General features: G+C 40.4%; 19 protein-coding genes and 1 other annotated feature. Of the genes, 12 read left to right on the top strand and 7 right to left on the bottom strand.

From position 1 onward, the window contains the following. Positions 1–88: 88 nt before the first annotated feature. Both F9802_RS13030 and F9802_RS13035 read right to left on the bottom strand, forming a co-directional pair. On the bottom strand, positions 89–496 hold the full coding sequence (locus tag F9802_RS13030) for a Mov34/MPN/PAD-1 family protein (RefSeq protein ID WP_152152608.1): 408 nt from the start codon (positions 494–496) through the stop codon (positions 89–91). Next, complete coding sequence (locus tag F9802_RS13035) at positions 493–3441, bottom strand: hypothetical protein (RefSeq protein ID WP_191991943.1); 2949 nt, start codon at positions 3439–3441, stop codon at positions 493–495. The genes F9802_RS13030 and F9802_RS13035 overlap by 4 nt, the downstream gene beginning before the upstream one ends. Positions 3442–3657: 216 nt before the next feature. Here F9802_RS13035 and F9802_RS13040 point away from each other — a divergent pair, with 216 nt between their 5' ends. From F9802_RS13040 to F9802_RS13055, 4 genes are all read left to right on the top strand, one after another. Continuing rightward, positions 3658–4329: a BMQ_0737 family morphogenetic spore coat protein gene (locus F9802_RS13040; RefSeq protein ID WP_152152612.1), complete on the top strand. Its 672-nt coding sequence runs from the start codon at positions 3658–3660 to the stop codon at positions 4327–4329. An 81-nt stretch (positions 4330–4410) separates the two neighbouring features. Beyond that, complete coding sequence (locus F9802_RS13045) at positions 4411–4962, top strand: hypothetical protein (protein WP_152152614.1); 552 nt, start codon at positions 4411–4413, stop codon at positions 4960–4962. Between the two features lie 12 nt (positions 4963–4974). After that, positions 4975–5286, top strand: coding sequence for a hypothetical protein (locus F9802_RS13050; RefSeq protein ID WP_152152615.1), 312 nt, complete (start codon positions 4975–4977; stop codon positions 5284–5286). A gap of 643 nt (positions 5287–5929) precedes the next feature. Further along, the gene (locus F9802_RS13055; RefSeq protein ID WP_152152616.1) at positions 5930–6256 is read left to right on the top strand and encodes a four-helix bundle copper-binding protein; all 327 of its coding nucleotides are present in this window, start codon (positions 5930–5932) and stop codon (positions 6254–6256) included. Between the two features lie 232 nt (positions 6257–6488). On the opposite strand, the gene F9802_RS13060 is transcribed toward F9802_RS13055, so the two are convergent. Next, entirely contained in the window at positions 6489–7517 is a 1029-nt protein-coding gene (locus tag F9802_RS13060) for a YheC/YheD family endospore coat-associated protein (protein WP_152152696.1), read from the bottom strand. A 163-nt stretch (positions 7518–7680) separates the two neighbouring features. On the opposite strand from F9802_RS13060, the gene F9802_RS13065 reads away from it, so the two are divergent. Together F9802_RS13065 and F9802_RS19710 are read left to right on the top strand one after the other, a co-directional pair. After that, positions 7681–8937: an ATP-grasp domain-containing protein gene (locus F9802_RS13065; RefSeq protein WP_152152618.1), complete on the top strand. Its 1257-nt coding sequence runs from the start codon at positions 7681–7683 to the stop codon at positions 8935–8937. A 147-nt stretch (positions 8938–9084) separates the two neighbouring features. Then, the gene (locus F9802_RS19710) at positions 9085–9234 is read left to right on the top strand and encodes a hypothetical protein (protein ID WP_191991945.1); all 150 of its coding nucleotides are present in this window, start codon (positions 9085–9087) and stop codon (positions 9232–9234) included. A 71-nt stretch (positions 9235–9305) separates the two neighbouring features. On the opposite strand, the gene F9802_RS13070 is transcribed toward F9802_RS19710, so the two are convergent. Both F9802_RS13070 and F9802_RS19715 read right to left on the bottom strand, forming a co-directional pair. Beyond that, a complete protein-coding gene (locus tag F9802_RS13070) occupies positions 9306–10064 on the bottom strand; it encodes an STAS domain-containing protein (protein ID WP_152152620.1) in 759 nt (252 codons plus the stop codon). Between the two features lie 159 nt (positions 10065–10223). After that, the gene (locus F9802_RS19715) at positions 10224–10709 is read right to left on the bottom strand and encodes a hypothetical protein (RefSeq protein WP_191991947.1); all 486 of its coding nucleotides are present in this window, start codon (positions 10707–10709) and stop codon (positions 10224–10226) included. Between the two features lie 44 nt (positions 10710–10753). Here F9802_RS19715 and F9802_RS13080 point away from each other — a divergent pair, with 44 nt between their 5' ends. Then, entirely contained in the window at positions 10754–12097 is a 1344-nt protein-coding gene (locus F9802_RS13080) for an N-acetylmuramoyl-L-alanine amidase (RefSeq protein WP_152152621.1), read from the top strand. Between the two features lie 217 nt (positions 12098–12314). Then, entirely contained in the window at positions 12315–13604 is a 1290-nt protein-coding gene (locus F9802_RS13085) for a S8 family peptidase (RefSeq protein ID WP_152152623.1), read from the top strand. 33 nt (positions 13605–13637) lie between these two features. On the opposite strand, the gene F9802_RS13090 is transcribed toward F9802_RS13085, so the two are convergent. Both F9802_RS13090 and sspI read right to left on the bottom strand, forming a co-directional pair. Next, positions 13638–14342, bottom strand: a complete 705-nt coding sequence (locus F9802_RS13090; RefSeq protein ID WP_152152626.1) for a DUF421 domain-containing protein — start codon at positions 14340–14342, stop codon at positions 13638–13640. Between the two features lie 134 nt (positions 14343–14476). After that, on the bottom strand, positions 14477–14683 hold the full coding sequence (gene sspI, locus F9802_RS13095; protein WP_152152628.1) for a small acid-soluble spore protein SspI: 207 nt from the start codon (positions 14681–14683) through the stop codon (positions 14477–14479). A gap of 113 nt (positions 14684–14796) precedes the next feature. Here sspI and F9802_RS13100 point away from each other — a divergent pair, with 113 nt between their 5' ends. The 4 genes from F9802_RS13100 (at position 14797) to pheT (ending at position 19657) form a co-directional block, all read left to right on the top strand. Beyond that, complete coding sequence (locus F9802_RS13100; protein ID WP_152152631.1) at positions 14797–15564, top strand: TrmH family RNA methyltransferase; 768 nt, start codon at positions 14797–14799, stop codon at positions 15562–15564. Positions 15565–15608: 44 nt separating this feature from the next. After that, positions 15609–15835 (top strand) — a binding site (T-box leader). Positions 15836–15856: 21 nt separating this feature from the next. Then, positions 15857–16168 carry a hypothetical protein gene (locus tag F9802_RS13105; RefSeq protein ID WP_152152633.1) on the top strand — a complete coding sequence of 104 codons (312 nt, stop codon included), beginning with the start codon at positions 15857–15859 and terminating at the stop codon, positions 16166–16168. Between the two features lie 23 nt (positions 16169–16191). After that, positions 16192–17226 (top strand): phenylalanine--tRNA ligase subunit alpha, encoded by a 1035-nt coding sequence (pheS, locus tag F9802_RS13110; RefSeq protein WP_152152635.1) that lies wholly within the window; start codon positions 16192–16194, stop codon positions 17224–17226. Positions 17227–17242: 16 nt separating this feature from the next. Beyond that, complete coding sequence (gene pheT / locus F9802_RS13115) at positions 17243–19657, top strand: phenylalanine--tRNA ligase subunit beta (protein ID WP_152152637.1); 2415 nt, start codon at positions 17243–17245, stop codon at positions 19655–19657. Positions 19658–19792: the final 135 nt, after the last annotated feature.

Consider the following 19792-nt stretch of genomic DNA (forward strand, 5'->3'; position numbering starts at 1 on the left):
CAATGATTCTAACACAAACAAAATCCACAGAGAATCGGATTCTCTGTGGATTTTATTTGTTCGAAAGACCTGCTGAAAAAGTTCTTTCCTATATAATACGTAATGCGAGTTCCTGGTACTTTTTCTCTGCTACAAAAAAGCAGCGGGCGACAGGGGTTTTCTGTTGATAAGAGATGATAATCATATATACATCCGGGTGGGGATGAAATTCAATATCTATATGAGAAGGTATTGCTTCAGCAGCAGGATGAGTATGATAAATGGCAATGGGCATTTCGCCATTGCCATTTATTTTATTTAATACAGCAGATACTGTCGCTTCACCAACGAAATATCGATTTCTAGATTTCTTTTCATTTTCAAGTTTCCAAATGGTTTCCGCTTTCCTTACTCGACCGGATAATATACCACATGCTTCGTAAGGCAATTCTTCAAGCCCATGTTGGACCATCTCATTGTAGATTGAGAGAGGAATACCGAATGCTTTGGATTTCATGTGATTTTATCCCACACAAGTTGGAGTAAGGATTTTTTTTCCGCTTTATTGGCTTTTTCCCGTTCTAGTTTGACGGTCTGTTTATTCGTTTTATTGGCATTTTCCTGATCTAATTTGACCGTCTGTTTATTCGCTTTACTGGCATCTTCCTGTTCTAGTTTGACGGTCTGTTTATTTGCTTTACCGGCATCTTCCTGTTCTAGTTTGACATTTTGTTTATTTGTTTTATTGGCATCTTGCCGTTCTAATTTGACCGTCTTTGTATTCTCTTTATTGACTTCTTGCTGTTCTAATTTGGCGGTCTGTTTATTTGCTTTATTGACTTCATCCTGTTCCAGTTTGGCCGTCTTTTCATTCGTTTTATTGGCTTCTTGATTTGCGGATAATTGGGCAGCAATCTTATCTGAGGTGGCTTCCTTATCTAGCGTATTGGCCTTTCTCTCATAAGTTGAAACGATCCGATATGATCTTGAAGGTCGTTCCGACTCCAAACTATCCAAAACCGGTGAGCTAACTTGATTCTTTTTGGCATCCGTATGTTGAGTTTCATGCTTTTCCTCTGCGGAGTTCTCGCGTTTTTTTTCGGTTTTTTTCTCTTTTTCAACTGGGATGTCAGCAGGGGCCTTTGAATGAGAGTGGCTGCTAGATTCTTCTAATCCTTCGTTTTGAACGGGGTTGTTTGTTTTTTCGGATGTTTGTTTCTTCTTATTATTAGGCATCATTTCATCTGATGAAGCAGCTGTACTTATGTCTTCAGAATCACTTTCAGCTTTCTCCTTGCTTTTTTCCTTTGGTGTAGATGAGTTTGCTTGAATGGGCGGAAGATTAATGACATAAGGACCCTTTCCACTCCAATGATTGATGTCTTTGTTGTACAAATGATGATCATGAACCGTTCCACTTTGTTTATAATCTAATCCCGGTTTGTTAAAGTTTCTTTGGTTTTTTTGAAAATATTCCATGTCGGCACGATGTTTAGATGCTTTACTTCCTAGTGTGGGCTGCATGGTGGATGATCCTTGTAAATCCCGAAAGGTAACGGATTTGGCTGCCGGGTTCACAGGCTGGTTTGGCTGCATTTCCATATTGAAAGGGCCCTTCTCCGATGATCTTTGTTTTTCTGACATGTTCATCTTTATTTCTTTTATTTGTTCCTGTAAATTCATTATTAAATTCTTTTGTTCTAATAAAACTTGAATTAAATCACTCTGGGTTTGATTATTGACGTGTTCTAGCTCTTCAACGGGCTGCTGCGTATTTGGCGAAAACATTTGATGTTGTTCTAAATGTCGATAATCAATTTTCTCATGTTGTTTAAGTGTTTCTGTATTTTGATCAGCTTCATTCATGTGTATGACTGGCTCCTCTCTTTTTATCGAATCCGTCTTTTGTACAGTCGGTTCTTTCAACGTTCGCTCCTGGGCGCCCGCTTTCTTTACTAGCTCTTCATTCAAAGGCAAATAATGTTTAAGATAAGTTTCAAAGAGAAATGCGTATTTCTCAATTTCTTGCTTTGGGATCCCTTTTGAATGTTCATTTAATGGGGCTTCCGTGCCTAATTGATGATAGTTACTTTCGGTTTTTTTCCAGCGTGCCGTTAGCTGCTGATCTTCTTCAGATTCCACCTTTTCTAAAAGATCTGCATACTCTCGTTCGGGCTTATGAAAAAAATCCTTAAGTTCAGAATGTTTCTTTTCTAACAGTTGGTATTTCTTTTCTATCTCATCTTTTGTCTTCTTCAATTCCTGAAGCTCACACTTCAATGAATGATACTGATCTTCTTTAAATTCCATCTTTTCTACAAGATCTGAATGCTCCTGTTCGAGCTTGTGAAAAGAATCCTTAAGTTCAAAATGTTTCTTTTCTGACCTTTGGTGTGCATTTTTTATATCCTCTTTCGTTTTCTTCAATTCCAGGTGTTCATCTTTCAATGAATGGTACTGATCTTTTTCAGATTCCACCTTTTCTAAAAGCCCTGCATACTTCCGTTCGAGCTTGTGAAAAGAGCCCTTAAGTTCAAAATGTTTTCTTTCCATGTCATCTTTTGTCTTCTTCAATTCTAGATGCTCATCCTTCAATGAATGGTACTGATCTTTTTCAGAATCACACTTCCCTAAAAGATCTGCATACTCCTGTTCGAGCTTGTGAAAAAAACCCTTAAGTTCAGAATGTTTCTTTTCTAACATTTGATGTTTCTTTTCTATATCCTCTTTCGTCTTCTTCAACTCCAGGTGCTCACCTTTCAATGAATGGTACTGATCTTCTTCAGATTGAACTTTTTCTAAAAGGTCTGCATGCTCCCGTTCGAGCTTTAAAAAAGAGACCTTAAGTTCAGAGTGTTTCCTTTCTATATTATCTTTCGTCTTCTTCAATTCGAGGTGTTCATCCTTTAATGAATGGTACTGATCTTTTTGTTCATTCAACTTGGAAGAAAGCAGCTCCAGTTGATTTTTGTACGTTTCTGATTCATTTTGTTGCTCAGACAGCTGGTTTTTAATCTGTTCATTTTCTGTTAATAAAGTGGCCTTTTCCTGTTTAACGTTATCCAGAGATTTTAAGATGTCTTTAAGGTTGTCAAAAGGAATGTAATTATTACGTATATATTGCTGTTCATTTTCAAGCTGCTCCTTCTCTTTGCGTAATTCTTCATATAATGCTTCCTTTTCAGAGAAATCTGCATTCCATTTTTGAACTTGCTCATTTAATACAGTCACTTCCTGAGCTGCATGATTTAATTGTGTGGAAAGTTGTTCATTTCTTTGTATTTCCTTTGTTAAGTGTTCTTCATTTTCAATGTTTTTTTCTTCTAATTTTTGAAACTTATCCATTAAGTCAATGTATTCCTGCTCCATATCATTTTGTTTGTAGCTTTGTATCATTTTTTTGTACGTATAAATTTGATCATGTAAATCCTGGATATAATCTTCATATGAATTATCAGGCATACAGTGCCCACCTCCCACAAGTATAAATATAGGGTATCTTATGAATGGGCAAGCGCACATGTGAATAGGCAACAACATCCTTTGTGAGGGCAGTTGGTTACCGCTTATAGGCTGTCGGCTTAATGTAGGCAAACTACGCAAATATCTTGTAGCACAGTTTAACTTTTTACATACCTTATTATTGTGTTAGAAAATTAATAAAAAGGAGTAGATAAAATGCAAAGTCAAAATTTGCAGGGTGCCCAAGAGCTTTTGTGTATTAATGCAGAGAAAGTATATGACTGGGTCATTCTGCAAAATACAGTAAACCAAAACGTTCTTGCAGGCGCTCTAGGTTTACCTGCAGGTTTTAACCCATGTGATCCTAGTGTAACCAACCTTACGACAAGATGTTTCTTAGTAGATGAAGATGGAGATCCACTTCCGGTAAATGCTGAGGTTGAGGTGGAGGAAATTGAAGAAAGAGAAGACAGAACGTTCGTTATTGACGGCGCACTTGTCACGTTACAAAGAGTAACATTTTTAAAGCCTCTATGCGTAAGAGTGGAAATTAGCGGTGTTGCTGGAACAACACCTTTTGTAGGAGTCACGGATCCTATTGGAATTGAAATACCGGAATCTGTTTTCTTATGTGCACCTGAAGGAACTCGGCTCGTTGTTCGGCTTACGGATGTAGATTGTAGTGTGCGGATCAATTGTACAGGAACAGATTTTACAAGTATTGATATCGCATTAAATCTTTGCCAAAGCATTCAAACAGTTGCGGACGTGACTTTAGAATTGGAGGCGGACTTCTGCGAACCGAGAGACATCCTCATCGAACAATGTCCTGCACCAGTTATTCCGCCTCAATGTCCAGTCTTGTTCCCTGGAATCCCGGGAGAATAGCAAATAATCATGCCGCATAGAATTAAAGAGAGGACCAGAGGACCTTGGTTCTCTCTTTAATACTTTAAGCAGGTGATATGAATGACGAGTAAGTTGTTAATAGAGTTAGCTCAGGCGATCAATCAGCTGGAAGTGGAAACGAAAGAATTCCTAAATGAATTTCATACGCTTATTGCCTCGGAGAAAAGCAAACATTCGGACATGACAAGCTGTTTTTTTACTCAATCTTTTCTTTTGAATAAGGACGTGGCAGACAAACAAATGATGGTAGGCAGCTTTTCAATTAAGAACAACAGCAATCATCCCCTTACTTCTCCGGTTATTTTAATTAAGGTGAAAAGTGATACGGCCATCGACTTTTCAGGGAAATTTGCGCATGCTAAACAAACTGGTAAAAATCATAATTTTAGCTGGGAACGGTTAGAAGGTGAAGAGGAGGGTGCCCAAATGGATTTTTGGTTAAAACCTATCCGCGTGGAAAAGATCTCTCCTGGAGAAGTGCTCACTTTTAAAAATTTTCAGATCGGCTTTTCCCTTTTAGAATCCAATAATATTTTAATAGAAGGATTCGCTTATTTTGCAGAGAAAAAATCCGGTGTTTCGTCTTTAAACACAATTAATATTAATTGTTAAAGGAGGGCATTCATGATTTCAGAGGAAAATAAGGAAATCACCCAATTAATTGAAAAGCTTGTCACACAAAAGTTGGACGAACACTTGAAACAAAAGAAAGATGATTCAGCAGCCAATAAAGCTAGTACCGTAATAAACGTGGATAACAGCAGTTTATTATTGGCCATTTTATATATGATCAATTCAAAAGATAATAGCGGCTGTGATAAATCAAAGCCGGCAAATACAGACGCGGATATAGAGAATTTAATTAAACAAGTTAAAGATATACGGAAGCGCAATAAAGAGGCCTATCAGGAAATACTTACATCATTGAATGACTAATATGTAAAAATGAGGAATATTCGTTTTAATTTAATTGATATTCATCCAATCCAATTTTCAAACAAAACATATATATATATTGGATACCTATTATTGAAAGAGGTGAGGATGTTGTCAGCAAACAGATCTAATGGATCTATTCAGAAAGCCAAAAAAGGGGGCTGTGGATGCGGATGGAACAAGTACTCATCAAAAAACCCTACTGTTGTAAATACTAAAGGCCAAAAGGTAATTAGAGCGTATCCTAAAAATAATTAACTGCTATTCCAGCGATCGTATATAAGACTATTCTAAATTCTTCAGTCTTCTGCCGGGGGTTAATTGGAGCATGGAGCGCATCAGTCATTATAAATCCTCTTTCCATATATATAACGTATTTCAATCTGCAATGCTCATAATCCCCAGGTCTATTCTTTTCTAGAACCTTTTTGTCAGTTCGATATGTATATGACCAAACAGCTGTAAGTGTTCACTTCAATTAAATCATTAATAAGTATTGATCATAGATATATGGATTGTTATGATCATTTATTTTGGACAAGCTGTTGTAGGTTAAAAAAAAGAATGAGTATATTTCAATCATTAGCCTAATAGATATAAAACAGCTTTAAGTTTTCAAAAAATGTTTTCAGGAGGGGTTAGTATGAACGCAACGTATGAAGAATGTTTACAGGCTTGTCTGGACTGCCTGGAGGCTTGTAACGTTCGTTATAATGCGTACTTAAACAAAGATGATTTGAAAATGATGGCTAGTTGTATTCGGCTAGACAGAGAATGCGCGGACGCTTGCGCCCTTGCAGTGAAAGCTTTGCAGTTCGACAGCCCCTTTGCCGCTCAAATTTGCCAGCTCTGCGCTGATATTTGTGAAGCGTGTGGAAAAGAGTATGAAAAATACAAGTATGAACATTGCCAAAAACGCGCAGAAGTCTGTTTTAAATGCGCAGAAGCCTGCCGCAAAACGACCGCTTAAAATCATTTAAAGGCCGCTTATAAAGATTGAGCTGGGCTGTCGAGGATTTCTCGACAGCCTTTCTATTGTTCATTCACACAACTACACTTGACCATAAAAGCGGTTGTACATACTGTTTCATTATTTTTAACAGAAATATAGGGTGTATATCTATTCATGTGTTAACTAATCGGATAGCGTTTTTAAAACATAAAGAAGCCACCGTTTTGGCAGTAGACGGTGGTTTCTGGTGTTAACGATTGTTTTTCGCCAAATAAGCGGCATAATGAATGGTATTTCTTGCGACATCTAATTCTAAATTAAAAATGTTAGGCGGGCCGGGCCGCCAATTCACTTCGAATATCCATAGTTTCCGTTTTTGGTCAATGCCAACATCAATTCCTAATTCATCAAAAGAATCATTTTTATATAAAGATTCAAAATGGCTAGGGAAGTTTAGTGCGAACCACTCCAACTGCCGCTGGATATCATACCAGGAATCATCAAACTCTGCTTGTAAAAACTTATCCGTAAAGGCGCTGTAACCTCCGCTGCCCATGTTTGATGTGATCGTTCCTAATGGTCCAATTCTTGGATAAATGGAGGTGATCACCCATTTTCCTTCGCCGTTTTTTTGCACGTGCAATCTGAAATCATACACATGGCCAGATTTTATTTTACAAGAAATAAACGGCTGCACTAAATAAGAATGCTCTTGCATTTTAGAGGATAGGAAATCAAGCAAACCTTGCTTATTAACAATTGATTCTTTTCCTTGGTCATTTATTTTATATTGATTTTTTCCATTTTCCTCGATAAAGGCAATTCCATCTCCTTGATGGCCGGACACGGGTTTAATAATAATTTTTGAGTGTTTTTGAATCATGGCAAGACAGTCGTGGTCACTTGTTAAATTATAAGTAGGAATAACATAGGGCTCAAACTCTTTCCCGCTTACAATTCTGTTGTGTACGGATAATTTATTTCCAATTGAGTGGCTTGTGAATGGAATTTTACTGGACAATTCATCAACGATCCGCTCAGCTTTATCGCTCATTGGCGGGCTTGCATTAAAAATGACATCGGGATAAGGGAACTCTTTATCATGCCAATTACCATTTTCATATACTTTTCCTAGTATCCGTTGCTTTTTTACATTTACTTTTCCCGGGGTGAAATAAAAAAAATGAACACCTTCAGCTTTTGCTACAGCAGCATACGCATATGCCTTCTTTACATTTCTCGGATCTGCCCGGTGATGGAGCATTCCAATTAAGACCATAACGTGTTTCATCTCCCTCTCTGATGGGAGTTTCATTATGAAAACTGCCCATTTTGTCATCAGCCTAGAACAAACTTCGTCCTTTCTTATATTCTGTTTATATATAGATAAAGGAGTTAAACCCTAATGAAAACCTATGATGATGGGATGATGAATATAACTTATGAAAACTCTTATTTTTATTGGGAGTAATAAATCCGGGTCAAGTAGAGAGGCAATTAAAGCGGCAGAACGACTAGGTTTCTTTACTGTATTATTAACGGATAGGGAATTATTCCTGAAACAAAGACTTGAATTTCCGGATGTCCATCAAATGATTCTGGCAAATTTGACTGACAATGATCAATTGATAGAAAAGATCAAAGAAATACAAACTCAAGGAAAGCAAATAGTAGCCATTTTAAGCTTTATCGATCCTTTTGTTCATGTAGCAGCGGCCTTGTCAAAAGAGTTTTGTTCGAGCACCGTTTCTCCTGAACCGATTCAACTAATGGAGGATAAAATTTTAACTCATGAACTTCTTAAAGGCCTCCCAGTGTCTCCGTATTTTGCAAAATATACACAAGGTAATAGCTTAAGTGACTTTATTCGAGAACAAAAGGAGGATTTGCCTCTCGTTGTAAAATCTCCTATATCGACCGGATCAAAAGATGTTTTATTTGCAAAAAATAAGAAAAAATTAAAAAAGGCCATTAAAAAATTATTAAAAAAAGAAAATGAAGAGGTTTTGGTAGAAGAATATTTAGAGGGACCTCAATATTTAATTGAAGCTTTAGTGCATAATGGAAAAGTTCATATTGTCGCTATTATCGAACAAGAGATTACATTTTTTAAACGCTTTATTGTTACCGGCTACTGTTTGTTGGCCGACATGGAGAAGTCTTTTTATAATAACCTCTCTAAAGCGGTGAACACCATTTTAGAACAATTTGAAATGAAAAATGGGGCCTGTCATCTGGAAATGAGATTAGTTAATGGTGAATGGAAATTGGTCGAAGTGAACCCGAGAATATCGGGCGGTGCCATGAATCGTATGATTGAAATAGCCTGTGGAGTTAACTTAGTGGAAGAAACGATTAAAGTATTTTTGGGTCAGGAACCAAATCTTGTAAAAAGGTATAATCAATTTGTATACACACATTATTTAACTGTTGACTCTAGAGGAGAATTAATGAAGGTAACAGGAAAAAATCGCTGTTCACGAACTCCTGGGGTAGAAGAGGTGTTTATCAAGCCTAAAAAAGGAAAAATATTACAAACCCCTTTGTCCATGGGTGATCGTTACGGTTACGTCATAGCATCTTCAAAGGTAAAAGAAGAAGCAATAAAAATTGCGAAAGAATCCGCCACGGAAATAAAATTTCATCTTAAACCACTCGAAATTTCTGAAAAGAGGATTCGTGAAAGAAGAGGTAAATAAATTGATCATTACCACCATCATTATCCGGGGCATCGCATGGAGAGGGGAACGAATAAAATGAAAAGCTGCCGGAAATCTCCGGCAGCTTTTTTATATTCTGTTTATATACAGATAAAGGAGCGAAACCTTACTGAAAGGGAATCATTCTTGGAGCAGAGGCTTGAATTTCCAGATGTCCATCAAATGATTTGGACAAAATTGACGGATAACGATCAATTAATTGCCAATATAAAAGAAATACAAAAACAAGGAAAGCAAATAACAGCTATCAAAGAAATCAAGTTTCATTTTGAATGACTGTGAAATTTTTGAACAAATCACGTTAAAAAGCATCTGCCAAGCTAATATAATCCCGGCAGATGCCTTATTTATTTTTGTCGATTCAAAACGTACTCCAATCCAGCATGTGGAGTATTAAATGTACGAACATTGATATTTAGGACACCAATGGACATAGCTAATTCAGGAGTAATACCAACGATAATGCATTCAGTTCCAATTAAGTTTAAACAATCATTTAATCTTTGAAGGTGTTCCCTTATTTCTTCATCGAAACTATACAAGCCGCTCAGATCTATTAATGCAAATTGAATGCCATGCGCCGCACACTCTTTTAAAACGGAAGAAATAAGCCTATTTGCACGTTCAGCATCAATTTCCCCTATGAGGGGCAATGCGATCGTTTTTTTCCATATTTTCAAAATTGGAACGGATAATGCTTGTATTAGCTTTTCGTTTTTCTTCTCTTCTTCTGCTTTTGTCGTTACATCCATGAGAATGACAACGTATCCTACAAGATCATGATCATCGTTTCTTATTGGTGTGATGACAATATCAGCTGCATAAAGGTCGCGAATAGTAATGCGGGCTTGGTGGCCGCTAGTAAGTTCGTCCATAATTTTTTGCTGGACCTCTGGTTGGGCATGAAATGTGCTCATATTCTGACCAATGATGTCTTCAGCGCCGGGAAGACCGTATAAAGGTGCGACAGCCGATAGAAGTTTGACGGCATGTGAATTCATCCAGCATATATTGTAATCCTTATCAGCAATAATAATATTTTCCCCTATACTGTCCAGCGCCTGAAAAAGAGAAATATTACTTGGGATTTGACCAATTGAATTCATTTTTTTCCACCTTTTTTTCCACTTTATTGATTTAATTACTTAATTATAACATAGGCTTTTTGCAATCGATAATGGGACGGACACATATTGAAGGTATGTAGAATAAGGTAAAGGGCAGGAAGTAAGTGAAGGGGGCAATTATTTTGCATTATCAAAACTTTAACTTTGATGAAGAGCCGTTTTTTTCAGAAGCTCAGTTAGAGGACATAGAAATGGTGGATGAAAGACAGCAGCCCTATGGTATGCAGCATTATCCACAACAACAATATCATTACCAGCCATATCACTATCCACACCATCAGCAGCCGTATCATCACTATCCATATCCGAGACCGAGACCAAGACCAAGACCAATACATTATTATCCATATTACCCTTATCACTATCCTTATCATCACCATCACCATCATCCGCACCACCAGCATTACTCACAACAATACCCGCATCAGATGGGTCATCGCGTGGATGGGTGGAACGAGTAAATGGAAAAACTGCCGAAGATCTCCGGCAGTTTTTTTGGTGAGACAGAGCTGACACTTCAGCACAGATTTGAAAATTAAGAATGTATATGTGCCATGCTAGCGACGATAGATCGAAAAAATGAAAAAGTAGTGTTTTGTCCAATTCTAATTCAATATTTTCCATATTATATAAATGTAAGATCATTTTAATAGAATGGAGGATATTTGATGAAATTGTATTTAGATCCAGGCCACGGCGGCTCGGACCCCGGTGCTCAAGGCCATGGATTGAAAGAAAAAGACGTTGCCTTAGATATCGCTCTTAAAATACGTACTGTTTTAACAAATCAATATAAAAACGTTGAAGTAAAGATAAGTCGTACAAGCGATATCTTTAAAAGTTTAGATCAGCGAACAAATGAGGCTAATTCTTGGGGGGCCAATTATTATTTGTCCATCCATTGTAATGCCGCTAATGGTTCTTCTCAAGGGTATGAAGACTTTATTCACAGTAACTTATCTGACGCTTCTACAACAGCTAAATATCAAGATATTATGCATGCAGAAATTATTAAAGTTAATCAACTGAAAGACCGTGGACAGAAAAAAGCAAACTTTCACGTTTTGCGTGAATCGGCGATGCCAGCACTCTTAACGGAAAATGGATTTATCGATAACGCTCATGATGCAGCTTTAATGAAAGAATCTTTATGGCGTCAAAAAGTGGCACAAGGTCATGTGAATGGTTTAGCAAAGGCATTTAATCTTCAGCGCAAAACCAATGATTCCGGAACGGTTTACAAGGTAATAGCCGGTTCGTTCAAAACAAAAGAAAATGCGGAAGAGCGAGAAACTTACTTGCGCTCAAAGGGGATTAACTCTTTTATTGATTCTATTAATATTTCTGGAGAAATTTGGTACCGCGTTCAAGCCGGGGCCTTTTCAAGTCGAGAAAGTGCAGAAAACCAGTTGGAAGAAGTCAAAAAGACGGGAATCAATGATGCTTTCATTGTGACTGAAGAACTCAACTCTAATCAAGCTGATCATTCTGGATATTCTGTATTAGGTCAGACTTTTCTATCACCAGAACAAATGGATCAGTATGTAAAAAAAGTAAATTCTAACGCTTTAGAGTTGGGGCATTATTATTTAACTTTTGGAGAGTATTATGGAGTTAGAGGGGACGTAGCCTTTGCCCAAGCTATGCATGAAACAGATTTTCTTCGATTTAGTGGAGTCGTAAAACCTAATCAAAACAACTTTTGCGGATTAGGCACAACAGGGCCAGATAATCCCGGAGCAAGTTTTGATACGCCAAGAGAAGGTGTGCTCGCTCATATCCAACATTTATTTGCCTACGCATCTACTAAAACGCTGCCAGATAAATATCCATTAGTTGATCCTCGTTTTAATTTAGTAACTAGAGGATCTGCTTCCACATGGGTCGCTTTAAACGGAAAATGGGCTGTTCCAGGTACCAATTATGGGCAATCCATTTTGAATATTTATGAACGAACGATTAACACTACTATGCAAAATCTAGAGGAAATCCTGCAAAAGATAAAAGGCTGACCTGAAGCAATTTTGAACTGAACTCCGAATACTAGACACTTTTAAAAAGTCTGGTATTCGGGGGACAGTTCAAGTTTGGTTGAATTTATACGGAACAGTTTATTTTCTCTAGTTTGTTTGCCTTTTTTATCTTTTTTGTGCTAATTGATCATTCCACTTTCTAGGAATTTTCGTAATATATATTGTTACTTAAATTTTAAGAGAGGAAGGAATGTTCATGTTCGGTTTTTCCATGATTCAGTTAGTTCGGCAAATGGGACATAAACTTGATAGAAACATGCGCCAAGAACTTGTTCAACTATATTCCCCTTTTCGTTCAATTCCCTGCTTTTTACACCGCCCCTTAGAGTATGTAAGAAAAAAGACAAAGAAGTTACCTGTAGTCATTGAGTTTGAACCAGATTCTTTTGAGCATGGTTTAAATGATGTGAAGAATACTAAATGCCGCACACTTCATGAGTTCCCTTCGATTTCTTGTTGTTCTACTAAATTATCAGTAGAAAAAATAGCGCATTTACTTGAAAATTGCTGTCACATTAAAAAAGTGTATTACGATAGAAAAGTGACGGCTTTACTTGATATAGCCACTCCATCTATTCACTCCGACCAGTTAAAACAATCCGGTTTAACAGGAAAAGATGTAACCATTGCAGTCATTGATACAGGTATATACCCACACAACGATTTAAAAGGACGGATCATCGGCTTTAAAGACTTCGTTAAAAGCGAAACTGTTCCATATGATGATAACGGTCATGGCACCCACTGTGCAGGAGATGCAGCAGGTAACGGATTTTTATCCGATGGAAAATATCAAGGGCCAGCGCCTGAGGCTAACTTAATCGGAGTGAAAGTTCTGGATAAAAAGGGATCTGGTTCACTTTCTACTGTCATAGCCGGTGTTGAATGGTGTATTCAAAATCAAGCGAAATTCAAAATCAGCGTTCTTTCTTTATCGCTTGGGAGCTCTGCAGCACAACCTGCCGAAGACGATCCTGTAGTAAAAGCTGTTGAAAAAGCGTGGGATAGCGGAATGGTTGTTTGCGTAGCCGCCGGTAACTCAGGACCCTCTTCACAAACGATTGCAAGCCCCGGAATAAGCCCTAAGGTTATTACTGTAGGTGCTGTCACCGATCATAATACAGTTGATCGTTCTGCTGATACGGTCGCCGACTTTTCAAGCCGTGGCCCAACAATTGATGGTCTAATGAAACCTGATCTTGTAACACCTGGCGTAAATATTATTTCTTTACGGTCACCAGGATCTTTTCTCGATAAAACGAATTCAGCGGGCCGTGTCGGTACAGACTATTTTTCTTTATCAGGAACCTCAATGGCCACCCCGATATGTGCAGGTGTAGTGGCACAACTACTTCAAAAAGAACCAAATCTATCCCCGGAAGAAGTAAAGCAACAACTTATTAGCGCATGCGAAGATATGGGACAACCACCTAACTTTCAAGGCAATGGCTATTTAGACGCCGCTAATTTAGTTAATAATGAATAACATGAAAAGCTGCCGGGGATTTCTGGCAGCTTTTCATTCGTAATATAAAATCGTTAATCGCTCGTTTTGATCGATGGTTGCTAATAGCACTTCTTTGACAGCCGCATTATGTTTTAGTTTTAGTTTGCTTTCCAGCCATAATTCATTTTTACCTGCTTGTTGTAACTCGTTGTGATCGATTTTTCCATCTTTAATGATCGTGCGGGGAAAAGAAAATGGCGCAGTCGGCAGCTGCATGTCCGCTGGAGTGACGGATTGATGCTTCGGATCTAAAAAAATGGAAATGGTGCCATCAGGCTCCCATAATGCCAGTGCTACTGTTTTTACATCGGTGATTTTTTCTTTCCTAAGCTGGGATAATAAGAAGTCCAGGGATATTCTAGCTTTCGTTAATTTTTTGTAAATGATTTGTCCATCTTTTATAAGAGGAAAGGGAGAGGGATTGAGCCATTTTCTAAGCTTATACCATTTCAGGCTCAAAAAAACGCCAGCAGTGTATAAGACTACTAAAACAGTCATCGTAATCATGGAACCCTTCAGCCCTAATTGTTCATCAGACAGCGGATGGGCAATGATGTTTCCAATTAATATAGCCATGACAAAGTCAAGTAACCTTAACTGAGCAATCGATCGCTGCCCCATTATTTTTGCCGCAAAAAGTAAAAAGAAAAAAGCTACAATTGCTCTTAAAATCCATTGAATAGCCGTTAGTGATTCCTGGGAGCTAAAGAAATCCATTTTTTCACATCCTTAGCTTTGAATAAATATAAACTTGATAGTAGTATGACCTAGAAATCAATGATTATTGGATTCCTTGAGAAATCAATAAATGAAAGAAGTGACCCAAAGCCACTTTGAGTCACTTCTTTCACTTATTTCAACCCTTCTTCAAGCGTCTGCAGCACGTTTTGTTTTTCTTGTTCGTCGGCGTGCTGCCAATATACTTCAAATAAGACGCCGAGACCTGGCAGCATCTTTTCTTCGTTGCGCTGGATAGCATCGATAATCGTGTTTTCCAGCTGTTCCTGAGAACTTCCTGATACATTGGCTAAAACGGCATTGCGTAAGTTGAAATTCATATGGCTCGCTCCTTTTCGCAGTGATCCTTTTTACTTTCCCCGCGCCTTTCGTTTCTTATGCGAAAAAAATAAGCTATAATGAAGCAACGAAAACAGACAGAGGAGCGGAAGTTGTGAAATTTATTCAATCAGTGAAAAACCCGCAAGTGAAGCAGTGGAAAAAGCTGCTCACGAAAAAAGAACGGGAGCAGACGGGCTTATATTTATTGGAAGGCCTTCATTTAGTGGAAACAGCATTGAATCATCAAGACGATCTTATTGAACTGATTGCTTCAGAAGAGGTCACGCTGCCCGCGCATTGGAACTTGGACAGTGTGGAGATGACGATAGTAACGCCGGAAGTAGCGAGGTTATTATCTGACACAGAAGCGGGCCAGGGCGTGTTTGCTGTCTGCCGCAAGCGTAATTTGCCGGATACGCTTACAGGCCGCACGTATTTATTGATCGACGCCGTACAAGACCCGGGCAATATTGGCACGATGATTCGGACAGCAGATGCCGCTGGTGTGGACGGTATCATTCTCGGAACAGGCTGTGCTGATCCGTACAATTCGAAAGTACTTCGTTCGGCGCAAGGAAGCCACTTTCATTTGCCGCTCGTACAAATGCCTCTTCTTCAGGCGATTCGTGAGTTGAAAGAGAGAGGAGTGCCGGTCTTTGGCACGTCGCTGAAAGAAGCATCTGATTTCAGGGAAGCCAAAGTAGAGGAGTCGTTCGCCCTCTTAGTCGGCAATGAAGGGAGCGGCGTCGCTGAACAATTGCTCGCAGAAACGGACAGCAATGTCTTTATTCCGATATACGGCGGCAGTGAATCATTGAATGTAGCAGTCGCCGCCGGTATTTTACTGTATCATTTGAAGCATTCCTTGAAAAACGTTTGAATTTTCCGTTGACGTTGTACTATAATAACGATAATTGCATAAAGGAAAAGGCGATGACAGAGAAGAGGAGCTCAAGTTTATTTCTTTCAGGGAAAAAGTGCCAAAGACTGAAAGCACTTTTAAGAAATGATGAGTGACGTTCACCTCTCGAGCCGGCATCAGGACCGCTCCGTGCGTAAAGATGCTCCGGTGAAGAACCGTTAAGTCAATGAAGTGAACATGTTCGGCATGTTAAAAAGGGTGGTACCGCGACCAAAGCCTCGTCCCTTTCCGGGAGACGGGGCTTTTTTTGTTGGTTAAAAAACTAAAAAATCATCGCATTGTTGAACCTTTGCTAATGAAGCAGGTCTACGTCCAGCTCCAGCTCCTAGCCCCTCGAGGTCAAATAACCTTTCCCAAAGAAAGTCAAAGAGCGACTTTTTTTGGGAAAGAACATTTGCTTGTCGGGGCTGATCAAGGCGCTTGCGCATTTGTGGTCGTCCAGCTTCAGCGCCTAGCCCCTCGAGGTCAAATAACCTTTCCCAAAGAAAGTCAAAGAGCGACTTTTTTTGGGAAAGAACATTTGCTTGTCGGGGCTGATCAAGGCGCTTACGCATTTGTTTGACAAAAATGAAGGAGGAGTCAGACGTGGAGCAGCAATTAAAAGAGTTACAAACAGAGGCGCTCGCAAAAGCAGAAGCAGCCGAAGACTTGAAACAATTGAATGATATTCGTGTCGCTTATTTAGGAAAAAAAGGGCCGATCACGGAAGTATTGAAAGGGATGGGGAAATTATCAGCGGAAGAACGCCCAAAAATGGGGGCGCTCGCCAATGAAGTGCGTGCCGCTGTCGCTTCAGCCATTGAAACGAAGCAAACGGCTTTAGAGCAACAAGCGATCAAGAAACAGCTGGAAAAAGAAACGATTGATGTGACACTGCCGGGCCGACCGGTAAAATCAGGCAATCAGCATCCACTCACAAAAGTCGTGGAAGAAATTGAAGATTTGTTTATCAGCATGGGATATTCGATCGCAGAAGGTCCGGAAGTGGAAACAGACTATTACAACTTCGAAGCGCTCAATCTCCCGAAAGGCCACCCGGCGCGTGACATGCAAGATTCTTTCTATATTACGGAAGACATTTTGCTCCGTACGCATACATCTCCTGTGCAGGCGCGCACGATGGAAAAATATCAGGGCCAAGGGCCGGTCAAAATTATTTGTCCGGGGAAAGTGTACCGCCGTGACAATGATGATGCGACGCATTCTCATCAGTTTACGCAAATTGAAGGGCTCGTCGTTGATGAAAACATCAGCATGGGCGACCTGAAAGGCACGCTTGAAGTGTTCGCAAAAAGATTATTCGGTGAAGATCGTGAAATCCGTCTGCGCCCAAGCTTTTTCCCGTTTACGGAGCCGTCTGTTGAAGTCGATGTCACATGTATGTGCGGAGGCGAAGGCTGCCGGATTTGTAAACACACTGGCTGGATTGAAATTTTAGGCGCGGGTATGGTCCATCCGAATGTTTTGGAAATGGCCGGCTTTGATTCGAAAAAGTATACCGGTTTTGCGTTTGGAATGGGACCTGACCGGATTGCGATGCTGAAATATGGTATTGATGATATTCGCCATTTTTACACAAATGATGTACGATTCTTAACCCAATTTGCGGAGCACGAATAAATAGGAGGTTCAAACAATGTTTGTTTCATATAAATGGCTGAGCGAGTACGTCGATCTTGGCGGCATGCCGGCAAAAGAACTGGCGGAGAAAATTACCCGCAGCGGCATTGAAGTAGAAGGAGTAGAAAAGCTTGACGAAGGTATCAAAGGTGTTGTCACCGGCTATGTCCTTGAAAAAGAACAGCATCCAAATGCGGATAAATTAAATGTGTGTCAAGTAGACATTGGAGAAGACGAACCAGTGCAAATTGTGTGCGGGGCGCCAAACGTCGATAAAGGCCAGAAAGTGGCAGTAGCAAAAGTGGGCGCCGTGCTTCCGGGCAATTTTAAAATTAAAAAAGCAAAATTGCGCGGAGAAGCATCACATGGGATGATTTGTTCCTTGCAAGAGCTCGGCATTGAAAGCAAGCTCATTGCGAAAGAGTACGCGGAAGGTATTTTTGTTTTTCCAAATGACGTCACACCAGGTGAAGACGCCCTGTTGCAGCTGAACTTGGATGACGAAGTACTTGAACTTGGTCTTACGCCGAACCGTTCCGATTGCTTAAGCATGATCGGCGTGGCCTATGAAGTAGCTGCCATTCTCGATTGCAGCGTCAAATTGCCAGAGATCGAAGTAAACGAAGCGGCTGAGCGTGCGGAAGACTGGATTAAAGTGAGCATTGAAGCGAAAGAAGACAATCCGCTTTACGTCGCCCGCGTCGTGAAAAATGTCAAAATTGGCCCATCGCCGCTTTGGATGCAGACGCGTTTAATGGCGGAAGGAATTCGTCCGCACAACAACGTTGTTGATATTACAAACTATATTTTGCTTGAATATGGCCAGCCGCTTCATGCATTTGATTATGACCGGTTAGGCTCAAAAGAAATTGTTGTCCGCCGCGCGCGGGAAGGTGAAAAAATGGTCACGCTTGATAACGCAGAGCGCACATTGTCGCCTGAACATTTGTTGATCACCAACGGAACAGAAGCGGTTGCGATGGCCGGTGTCATGGGCGGTGCTAATTCGGAAGTCGAAGCCGATACAACGACTGTGTTGATTGAGTCTGCTTATTTTAATGGCCAGCGTGTGCGCCAAGCATCAAAAGACCATGGCCTCCGCTCGGAAGCTAGTGCCCGCTTTGAAAAAGGCGTCGATCCGAACCGCTTACAGGCAGCAGCTGACCGTGCCGCGCAGTTAATGGCGGAGTATGCCGGTGGAGAAGTGCTGGCCGGAAGTGTGGTTGCCGGCGAGATCAATCTTGAGCCGAAGACCGTTTCAGTCACACTTGAAAAACTAAATCGCGTGCTTGGAACGAATTTGCAGACGGTAGAAGTGGAAGATATTTTCCGCCGCTTAAAGTTTGAAGTGACGACAGATAATGAACAGTTTATCGTAACCGTGCCGACGCGCCGCGGTGACATTACGATTCCGGAAGATCTCGTTGAAGAAGTGGCCCGCCTATATGGCTATGACAACTTACCGACGACAGTTCCGACCGGTGCAACATCCCCTGGAGGACTAACAGGTTATCAGGAAAAACGTCGGGCCGTCCGCCGCTTTTTAGAAGGAGCCGGTTTGAACCAGGCGATCACTTATTCATTAACGAGTGAGAAAAAAGCGAAAGAATACGCCTTGGATACACGTGAATTAATTAAGCTGGCGATGCCGATGAGTGAAGAACGCGCCTTTTTGCGTTTGAGCATTGTACCGCAGCTGTTGGAAGCTGTTGCTTACAACAACGCCCGTCAAATCGATTCGCTCGCCCTTTATGAAGTAGGCGATGTCTTTTTGAAGGAAACAGGCGCGGAACTGCCGGCAGAAGAAGAGCATCTAGCGGGCGCCATCACTGGGCTGTGGGAAGAAAATCCTTGGCAGGGCGAAAAGAAAGCGGTAGATTTCTTTGTTGCCAAAGGCCTGCTTGAAGGATTGTTTGCCAAGCTTGGTCTCTCAGAGCGCGTTGCATTTAAGAAAGCAGATATTTCCGGTATGCATCCGGGACGGACGGCGGCTGTTGAGCTGGACGGGGAAGCAATCGGTTTCGTCGGCCAGGTGCATCCGCAGCAGGCGAAAGACCTTGATATAAAAGAAACATACGTCTTTGAATTAAAACTCAGCCCGCTGTTTGCAGCTGAAACAGAAGCGGTCGCTTACGAGCCAATCCCACGCTTCCCATCAATTACTCGCGACATTGCGCTCGTCGTTGATTCAAGCGTGGAAGCTGGCGAACTGCAGGCAATTATTAAAGAAGCCGGCGGAGAGCTGCTGAAAGACGCCCGTGTCTTCGACTTATATGAAGGCGAGCATATTGAAGCAGGCAAAAAATCAATTGCCTTCTCGCTGAAATACTTTGATCCAGCCAAAACGCTGACAGACGAAGAAGTCGTCAAAGTGCACAACGGCGTATTAGACGCTTTAAAAGAAAAAGCAGGCGCTGAATTAAGAAGCTAAAATTAGTCAGGCACTCCCGTTTCGTTGCGGGAGTGCTTTTTTGCAAGTGTTTGACTGTGTGCTGACTAGAATAGGCTGTTCGTGCACAAATGGAGTGGGTTCGTGCACAAATTCAGAAAGTGAGTGCGCAAATTG

Source organism: Bacillus aerolatus, from assembly GCF_009183655.1.
GTDB lineage: Bacteria > Bacillota > Bacilli > Bacillales > Domibacillaceae > Pseudobacillus > Pseudobacillus aerolatus.

Coding starts and splice junctions, on each gene's coding strand:
- F9802_RS13030 (WP_152152608.1), bottom strand. CDS start 496: ATGAAATCCAAAGCATTCGGTATTCCTCTCTCAATCTACAATGAGATG.
- F9802_RS13035 (WP_191991943.1), bottom strand. CDS start 3,441: ATGCCTGATAATTCATATGAAGATTATATCCAGGATTTACATGATCAA.
- F9802_RS13040 (WP_152152612.1), top strand. CDS start 3,658: ATGCAAAGTCAAAATTTGCAGGGTGCCCAAGAGCTTTTGTGTATTAAT.
- F9802_RS13045 (WP_152152614.1), top strand. CDS start 4,411: ATGACGAGTAAGTTGTTAATAGAGTTAGCTCAGGCGATCAATCAGCTG.
- F9802_RS13050 (WP_152152615.1), top strand. CDS start 4,975: ATGATTTCAGAGGAAAATAAGGAAATCACCCAATTAATTGAAAAGCTT.
- F9802_RS13055 (WP_152152616.1), top strand. CDS start 5,930: ATGAACGCAACGTATGAAGAATGTTTACAGGCTTGTCTGGACTGCCTG.
- F9802_RS13060 (WP_152152696.1), bottom strand. CDS start 7,517: ATGGTCTTAATTGGAATGCTCCATCACCGGGCAGATCCGAGAAATGTA.
- F9802_RS13065 (WP_152152618.1), top strand. CDS start 7,681: ATGAAAACTCTTATTTTTATTGGGAGTAATAAATCCGGGTCAAGTAGA.
- F9802_RS13070 (WP_152152620.1), bottom strand. CDS start 10,064: ATGAATTCAATTGGTCAAATCCCAAGTAATATTTCTCTTTTTCAGGCG.
- F9802_RS19715 (WP_191991947.1), bottom strand. CDS start 10,709: ATGGAAAATATTGAATTAGAATTGGACAAAACACTACTTTTTCATTTT.
- F9802_RS13080 (WP_152152621.1), top strand. CDS start 10,754: ATGAAATTGTATTTAGATCCAGGCCACGGCGGCTCGGACCCCGGTGCT.
- F9802_RS13085 (WP_152152623.1), top strand. CDS start 12,315: ATGTTCGGTTTTTCCATGATTCAGTTAGTTCGGCAAATGGGACATAAA.
- F9802_RS13090 (WP_152152626.1), bottom strand. CDS start 14,342: ATGGATTTCTTTAGCTCCCAGGAATCACTAACGGCTATTCAATGGATT.
- sspI (WP_152152628.1), bottom strand. CDS start 14,683: ATGAATTTCAACTTACGCAATGCCGTTTTAGCCAATGTATCAGGAAGT.
- pheT (WP_152152637.1), top strand. CDS start 17,243: ATGTTTGTTTCATATAAATGGCTGAGCGAGTACGTCGATCTTGGCGGC.